This window comes from Streptomyces sp. NPDC058470, from assembly GCF_042721055.1.
In the GTDB taxonomy this organism is placed as follows: domain Bacteria; phylum Actinomycetota; class Actinomycetes; order Streptomycetales; family Streptomycetaceae; genus Streptomyces.
On sequence record NZ_JBHXMF010000118.1, the window covers coordinates 1 to 8,049 of the forward strand.

The 8,049-nt window shown below is 73.2% G+C and carries 3 protein-coding genes; 1 reads left to right on the forward strand and 2 read right to left on the reverse strand.

Annotation, left to right across the window (positions count from 1 at the left end):
- Positions 1 to 143: 143 nt before the first annotated feature.
- Complete coding sequence (locus tag ACFWP7_RS42050; RefSeq protein ID WP_384393771.1) at positions 144 to 1,388, reverse strand: serine/threonine-protein kinase; 1,245 nt, start codon at positions 1,386 to 1,388, stop codon at positions 144 to 146.
- A gap of 126 nt (positions 1,389 to 1,514) precedes the next feature.
- A complete protein-coding gene (locus ACFWP7_RS42055) occupies positions 1,515 to 3,194 on the reverse strand; it encodes a protein kinase (RefSeq protein ID WP_384393774.1) in 1,680 nt (559 codons plus the stop codon).
- A gap of 442 nt (positions 3,195 to 3,636) precedes the next feature.
- On the opposite strand from ACFWP7_RS42055, the gene ACFWP7_RS42060 reads away from it, so the two are divergent.
- The gene (locus ACFWP7_RS42060; protein WP_384393777.1) at positions 3,637 to 7,284 is read left to right on the forward strand and encodes an FHA domain-containing protein; all 3,648 of its coding nucleotides are present in this window, start codon (positions 3,637 to 3,639) and stop codon (positions 7,282 to 7,284) included.
- Positions 7,285 to 8,049 lie beyond the last annotated feature (765 nt).

Here is an 8,049-nt window from a genome sequence, read left to right on the forward strand (position 1 = left end):
GGCTGAAGATTTTCAGCCCGTCCGGCGTTTGAGGACGAGGCCGTTCAGGCCGAAGCGGCGGTCTGGGGACGACAGCCACCAGGAACACAGGAACAAGGGACGGGAAGGGGCGGAGGGGACGGAGGGGGCGGAGAAAACCAGGGTCACGGAGCCGCCGGGGCCGAGTTCTTCGTGTCCGGCGACGGCGTGGACCCGCCGTCCTCCCCCGAGGCGGCCAGCCACGTACCGACACCCACCGCGGCCACCAGCGCGACGGCCGCCGTCCCGAGCGTGATCCGCCGTCGCCGAGCGGAAGCCCGATGCCGGGCGGACCCAGGACGCGGCGTCCCCGCGGCCCGCGGCACCCGAGCCGTCCCCCGCGCGCCCCCCGCCAGCTCATCCGGCCCCGGCACCCGCATCGACGTATGGGTGTCCCGGTTCGAGTCGGACACCGCGCCGGGCACGAGCGGCACGGCCGCCCGCCGGACCGGTGACGGATCCCGCGGCGCGGCCGGCTCCGCCTCCTCGTACCCGTTGTCCTCCCCGGACTCGGAGTCCGGTGAATCGACGTCCAAGGGCGGCATCCCCGCCAGCATGGGCAGCTGCTCCCGCAACCGCGCCCCCAGCTCGGACGCCCGCAACCGCGACGCCGGCGCCTTCGCCAGACACTGCACGAGCAGTTGCCACAGCTCGTCCGGGATCCCGGGCAGCGGAACGACCGTCTCGGTCACATGCCGCCGCAGCACCGCTCCCGGATGTCCGCCCCCGAAGGGCGTGAACCCGGCGAGCAGTTCGTACAGCACGGTCGCCAGGGCGTAGATGTCGACGGCCGCGCGGGGCGGCAGCCCCTCGATGATCTCGGGCGCGAGATAGTCCGGCGTGCCGATGATCTTCGTCGCCTTGGTCCGCCGGGGCGAGTCGATGAGCTTGGCCACACCGAAGTCGGTCAGCAGCGCGGGGTGCGAGCCGCCGGGCCCGAGCGGACCCTGCATGTCGAGCAGCACGTTCTCCGGCTTCACGTCCCGGTGGACGACGCCGGCGGCGTGCGCGGCCGCCAGCGCGTCCGCGATATCGGCGACGATCGCGACGGCGGCCTCGGGGGCGAGCCGCCGCTCCCGGTCCAGCCGGGTCCGCAGATCCGTGCCTCGTACGAGATCCATGACGAGCGCGAGGTCATTGCCGTCGACGACGAGATCCCGCACCGCGACCACATGCGGATGATCGAGCCCGAGCAGCGCCGTGCGCTCCTGCACGAAGCGCCCCACGAGGTCCTGGTCGGAGGCGAGGTCCTCGCGCAGCAGCTTGACGGCGACGGGCCCGTCGGGCCCCTCGCCCAGCCACACCGTGCCGGCGCTGCCCCGCCCAAGAATCTGGTTCGCGGTGTACCGGCTACCGATTTTCCGTGCCAAGGCTGCTCCTACGGACGCGTGTTGTCGCTAAAAGTACGCGCCTGAAGAGCCAACCTTCACGCCGGAGCCGGAAATCACCCGCCAGGTGTCGACAAATCCCCAGAGTCGGTTCCCAGAAGTCCCGAATTACGTCCCGGAACTCCCGCTGGAACCTCCGCCGAGATCCCCGACCCACCCGGAGACGGTGTGGTACATCGTCGTCAGCTGTTCCCAGAAACTCCTGGTGGTCCCAATCCAATCCTGAAGAGGACTCAACTCCCAGATCAGCCAAGCGGCGACAAAGAGGATGACGACGGTGAACAGGCACCCCTTGAGGCAGCCGAGCCCGGGAATCTTCATCGGGTTGGCACTGCGCTGCCGCGGCTCGCGGGGTTCACGCGGGGCGGGCTGCTGCGGCTGCTGCGGCGCGGGAGCGTACCTCTGGGGCTGCTGATGCTGCGGCGGAGGCTGCTGACGCCTGGGCTGCTGAGGCGCGTACTGCTGGGGCTGCGGCTGTTGCTGCTGCGGATATCCGTATCCGGGCGGCGGCTGCTGACCCTGCTGCGGTCGCTGCTGGGGCCGCGCGACCTGCCGCTGGGGTCGGCGGCGCAGCGGGTCCTCGTTCGGGTCGAGGTACTGGACCTGTGTCGGCTCGTTGCGGTCGCGGGCCGCACGGAGCTGGCTCTGCCAGGGGTGCGGGTCCTCGGGTCCCGGCACGCCCGGCTGGTTCTGCGGCACGGGCGGCATGACGGCGGTCGGGTCGGCCGCACCACGGCCCGGGAGTACGGAGGTGGGGTCGGCGGCGCCGGTGTGCGGGAGGTAGCTGGTCGCGGCGTTCGGGTCGTACGCGCCCGCGCCCTGCGGCAGCACCTGGGTGGGGTCGGCGGCGCCGGGCATGCCCGGGACGGTCGCCGGGGACAGGTCGGGGGCGAGCAGCGCCCCCACACCCTCCGCGGCCATGATCTGCGCGGAGTTCGCGTGCACACCGACGCCTGCGGCGACCGTACGCAGCGCGCGCGCGAGGTTCTCGGCGCTGGGCCGCTCGTCCGGGTTCTTGCGCAGGCAGCGCTCGATGACGGTCCACAGGGGGTCCGGGACGGTCGACGGGCGGCGCGGTTCGGCGCTCAGGTGCTGGTGCAGCACTTCGAGCGCGGACCCGCCGCCGAACGGCGGACGCCCGGTGACCAGCTCGTACATCAGGATGCCCGCCCCGTAGATGTCGACGGCGGACGTCTGCGGACGGCCTTCCGCGGACTCGGGCGCGACATACGCGGGCGTGCCGACGAACTCGTGGGTCCGGGTCAGCCCCGGGGAGTCCGCGAGCCTGGCGATGCCGAAGTCCGTCAGCATCGGGTGCATCTGGCCGCCGTACTGGGTGAGCAGGACGTTGGCGGGCTTCAGGTCGCGGTGCACGACGCCGTCGGCATGGCTGGCGGCGAGCGCGTCGGCGACCTGGGCGGTCAGGAGGGCGGCGGCGACGGGACTGAAGGGGCCGTTCTCGCGGAGGTAGCGGTGCAGGTCGGGACCGTCGATCAGATCCATGACGAGCGCGAGCAGATCACCTTCGACGACGAGGTCCCGTACGCGCACGATGTTCGGATGGGTCAGCCGGAGGAGGACGGAGCGCTCCCGCAGGAACCGCATCACGATGTCGGGGTCGCTCGCGAGCTCTTCCTTGAGGACCTTGATCGCCACGGTCTCGCCGGGCTGGCCCTGGACCGCCGCCTCGGCGCCCGCCGTCTCCCGCTGGCGGGCGCGCCAGACGGTGCCTGTGGCGCCGCGTCCCAGCGGTTCCTCAAGGAGGTACTTGCTCCCTACCGGCCGCACGTCATGCGCTCCCTGTTGCTTGCTTATCGCCTGCTGATTCCGACCCACTCTAGTGCCGGGGTGCATAGCACCGGGCTGTCGTCCTCCTGTGCGGCCCCCCTCGTCCCGTGCGCCTCATAGTCGCTTACGTACCAGTTGCCGTACATGTTCGATGGAAAGACGCTCGGTCCGGTCGCTTGGTTGCCGAGACCTGAACGTGACCGATCTCAAGCGGGCACCGGTCGGACACGGGTAGGGCACTGGTCAGGAACTTTTCCGGGCAGAGCCGACCAATCAAGATCACTTACGGGTGGGGGGCGGGCGTGTTGTCAGTGGCAGGTGCGAGGATGCTTTCCTTACTGGCCGACGTGCCCGTAGGCGGTGGGGGAATCTGCGGTGGAGGGACCACAGCGCAGCCTCGTCCTCGTCGCGGACACCCGCGCGGAAGGGACCTCTGACGGCGATGCAGATCCGGCTGACCGTCGTAGACCCGCTGGGCCCGCCCTCGGAGCCGCGGGGGCGTGCCGCGACCTGCGATGTGCTGGTCACCGCCCCCGCCGGGACGGCGCTGGCGGCGGTGGCATCCGGTCTGGCCTCGGCGGTCGGCGCAAGCGACAGCCAGGTCGTGCTGTACGCGGGCGCCGAGCGCCTCGACGCCCAGCGCTGCACGGTGGGCGAGCCACCGCTGACGGACGGCGCCGTGCTGTCCCTGGGCTCCCCCGCGGAGCCCGGTCCCGACGTGGACGACGTCGCGGCCCAGCTCCAGGTGGTCGCGGGCCCCGACGCGGGCGGCGTCCACCTGCTGCACGGCGGCCAGATCCGCATCGGCCGCTCCGCCGACGCGGACGTTCCGCTGGACGACCCCGACGTCTCCCGCCTGCACGCGGCCATCACGGTCACCCCCGAAGGCCGCGTCTCGGTCGCCGACCTCGGCTCCACGAACGGCACCGTGCTGAACGGCACCCGCGTGGGCACCCGCCCGGTCCGCTTCGCCCCGGGCGCGCTCCTGCGCGTCGGCGAGTCGGCCCTGAGGCTCGCTCTCCCCGGGGGTACGAGGCCGGTGGCGACGACACCCGACGGGGAAGGGCATGTCCGGGTGCCCGCCCAGGGCGATACCGGCAGTGCCGGTGCGCCCGGCGGCGCACAGGCACGGTCCGCTCCGACGGCGAGCGTGCCTCCCGCGCGCGCGGGAGACGCAGGCACCCGCCGCCCGCCCGGCGGGGAGACACATCACGCCTACGGATCCGCGGAGTGGGGGTCGGCCGAGGGCATCACCGCCGCCCAGGAGCACGGCCCGGCCGTGCCGGAACAGGGCGGCGCCCCGCGGATCGAGAACTGCGAATCCTCCGGTACGACCACCGCCCCTCCCGGTGAAGGCACGGACAGCGACGACCAGACCGACGCGGACACTCCTGGCATGGGCGGGCGGAAAGGCACTCCCCCCAGAGGCACGGACGTGCCCTCCGGCGTACGAAAGCGAGCCGGACTCGGCGCATGGGCCCGGCGGCTGGCCGGCGGACGCGCAGAGCCGGCAGAGGCCGGGCAGGACCCGTACGACGAGGAAGAAACCGCACACGACAAGCACCCCCTTCCGGTGGCGCAGTCACCGGAGAGCTGGCCCGACCCGGCAATGCTGCTGCTCACCGCGCTGGGACCGGGACCCCGGCTGTGGGAACGCGGTCCGGGGCACCCGGAGACACTGACGGTCCGGCTGGGTACGACCGACCGGGCGGCGCCGGACGGTTCCGGCCTGCTGCCCGCGGTGCCGGTCACCGCCGACCTTCGGGAGGCCGGCGCGCTGGGCCTGGCCGGCCCGCGGGACCGCCTCATGGGGCTGGCTCGCTCGGTCGTGGCGCAACTCGCCGCGCTGCACTCGCCCGACGTGCTGGAGATCGTCCTGCTCAGCGCGGACCGTTCCCGCACGGTGGAGGACCGCACCGCCGAGTGGTCCTGGCTCGGCTGGCTCCCCCACCTCCGCCCCACCCACGGCCAGGACTGCCGCCTCCTCCTCGCCTACGACCGCGAACAGGCCACGGCCCGAACCGACGAACTCCTCCGCCGCCTGGACGACCACCCGCCGACGCCCGACACCCCCCATCCCGGCGGAGCCCGGCGCCCTTCGTGGGCCCGCGACGAGGACCCGGCGGACGGCGCCTTCGACGGCCCGTACACGGTCGTCGTCGTGGACGGCGACCCCGGAGGCGCCGACGTACGGGAGTCCGTGGCACGGCTGGCCCACGAGGGTCCGCGGGCCGGCATCCATGTCATCTGCCTCGCCGAGACGGCATCGGCGTCACCCGCGTCCCCGGTGACGGACACCTACGAGGCGGCGTGCGTGACGTCACCGCCGTTCCGGGAGTGCGGGGCGGTCGCGCTGCTCAGCGGAGATGTGGCGACGGCGCTGCGGCTGTTGCGGGTGGCCCCGGCAGGGGCACCGGAGGCGACGACTCCGGGCCGGGGCGAGACCCCGTATTCGGGATCCACGGATTCCTTGGCCACGCATCCCGAGAACACGCATCCCGGGTCCACGCACGCCGGGTCCGCACGCTTCGGATCCCCCCATGCCGGGGCCAAGGACAGCGGGACCACGGGGAGCGGCCCCGCACATGCCGGCCAGGGGCACGGACCCGCACACGACGCCCCCTCACACGGCGAACCGCCCCAGACCGGCGGCTCGGCGGCACCACACGCAGGTCGCACCGAAGCCGGATCCATGCACGGAGGCACCACGCACGGAGGCTCCACCCGCCTCGCCCCCCTCAGCCCCACTTCCCCACTCCCCACCCCCTCCGGACACCTGCCACCCGGCCCCGTGACCCGCGGTCCCGTGGGCCGTGGCACGGTCGCCGCGGTCGACGCCGTGTCGGTGGCGTGGGCGGAGCGGTTCGCCCGGGCGTTGGCTCCCTTGCGTACGGATGGTGCTGGTGCGCAGGGGGAGCGGCATGTGCGGGTGTCCGTGCCACTGCCCCAAATGGCGCGGCTGCTGGACGAGTTGGGGCTGGCTCGGGCCACCCCGGCGTCGTTGATGGCCCGTTGGGCCGACGCGGGCGACGACGCGGAGACGCTGGGCGGGCGCGGCTGGGCCGTGCTCGGTGCCGGCCCCCGCGGGCCCGTCTGCGTGGACCTCGCCGCCGAGGGTCCGCATCTGCTGATCGAGGGCCCGTCGGGCAGCGGTCGTACGGAACTGCTGCGCTCCATCGCCGCCTCCCTCGCCGCCGCCGAGCGCCCGGACCGGCTCGGGATCGTCCTCATAGATGGGCGGGACGGCACCGGAGGCAATGTCGGCGGGCAGGGCGAGGGGCTGCGCGTCTGCACGGACCTCCCCCATGTCACCACGCACCTCGCCGCCAACGACCCCGTACGGATGCGGGAGTTCGCCCAGTCGCTGAGCGCCGAGCTGAAGCGGCGGGCGGAGTTGCTCGGCCGTCTCGACTTCACGGAGTGGCACACCCGGCGCGAGGTGTCGGGGCGGATGGTCACGCAGCGGTCGGCAGGCGGTGGCTCGTCCGGTGCCGGGGAACTCGACGCGCAGCCCAGTTCGACGCTGCGGTTGCGGCCGGCGGCGGCGCGGGAGCGTACGGAGCCAGGGCCGGCGTTGGCTCGTCTCGTCGTGGTCGTCGATGACCTGGACGCGCTGCTCTCCCCTGCGTTGGGGTCGCTGGGGCGGCCTTCGGCCGGGTCGGTCGTACGGGCTCTGGAGTCGGTTGCCCGTGAAGGGCAGCGGCTCGGGGTGCATCTCGTGGCGGCGGCGGGTGTGGAGGGGCGTACCGGGGATTCCGAGCTGGGTCGTTCCGCGGCGCTGCGGGTCACTCTTGACGCGGCGGCGTCGGTGCCCGGGCCGGACGAACCCGCGCCCGGGCGGGGGCGTTTACTCGGCCCCGACGGGCGGGTCACACCCTTCCAGGCCGGGCGGGTCACGGGGCGTATCCCCCGTACGGCCACCCTTCGACCCACGGTCGTCCCCCTGGAGTGGCACCGCATGGGCGACCCACCGGCGCGCCGCCCCGTCCGCGAACTCGGCAACGGCCCCACAGACCTGGCCCTCCTGGCCAGCGCCCTGGAACGCGCCGCCCGCTCAGTCTCCGCCACCGAAGTCCCCTCCCTCCTCTAACCCCGACGCGAGCGCCGACCACAACAACCTTTCCTCGCCCCCTCCGCCCCTACCCGTCCCTTGTTCCCGGGGGCTGCCGCCCCCAGACCCCCAGACCGGCCTGAACGGCCTGAACGGCCTCGTCCTCAAACGCCGGACAGGCTAAGACGCCGCCCCCGAGGGTGGGTGGGGGATCGGGACGGCGTCGCCTCACGGTCAAACACCGGACGGGTTGAAAACGCCGCCCCCACGGGCGGGTGGGGATCGGGACGGCACCACCCGTCCTCAAGCACGCCGGACAAGCCGCAGACAGCTCGGCCAGGCTGAAGACAATTCCCGGGACCGAAATGCGGAGCCCCCACGGACGGGTGAGGGACACCGCAACACCGCAGACCGCGAGCTGCCGACCTCAGACCACCGACCACCGGGCCGGAGCCGAAATGCATTGCCGCCGCCCCACGGCCCGCAGCCGAACAACGGCGGAAGGGGACGTACCGGTACGTCCAGATGCCCGTCGCGTACGCCCGCGTCACCGAACCCGCCACCCCCTGCCCGACGTCTGATCCGTCGGCGACGGGCGGGACGTACCGGCACACCCCCGACCCACCCACCAGACGGCACACCCACCCACACCCTTACCCAAGGCCTGATCCGTCGACGACAGGCGGGACGTACCGGCACACCCCCGACCCACCCACCAGACGGCACGCCCACCCACACCCTTACCCAAGGCCTGATCCGTCGACGACAGGCGGGACGTACCGGCACACCCCCGACCCACCCACC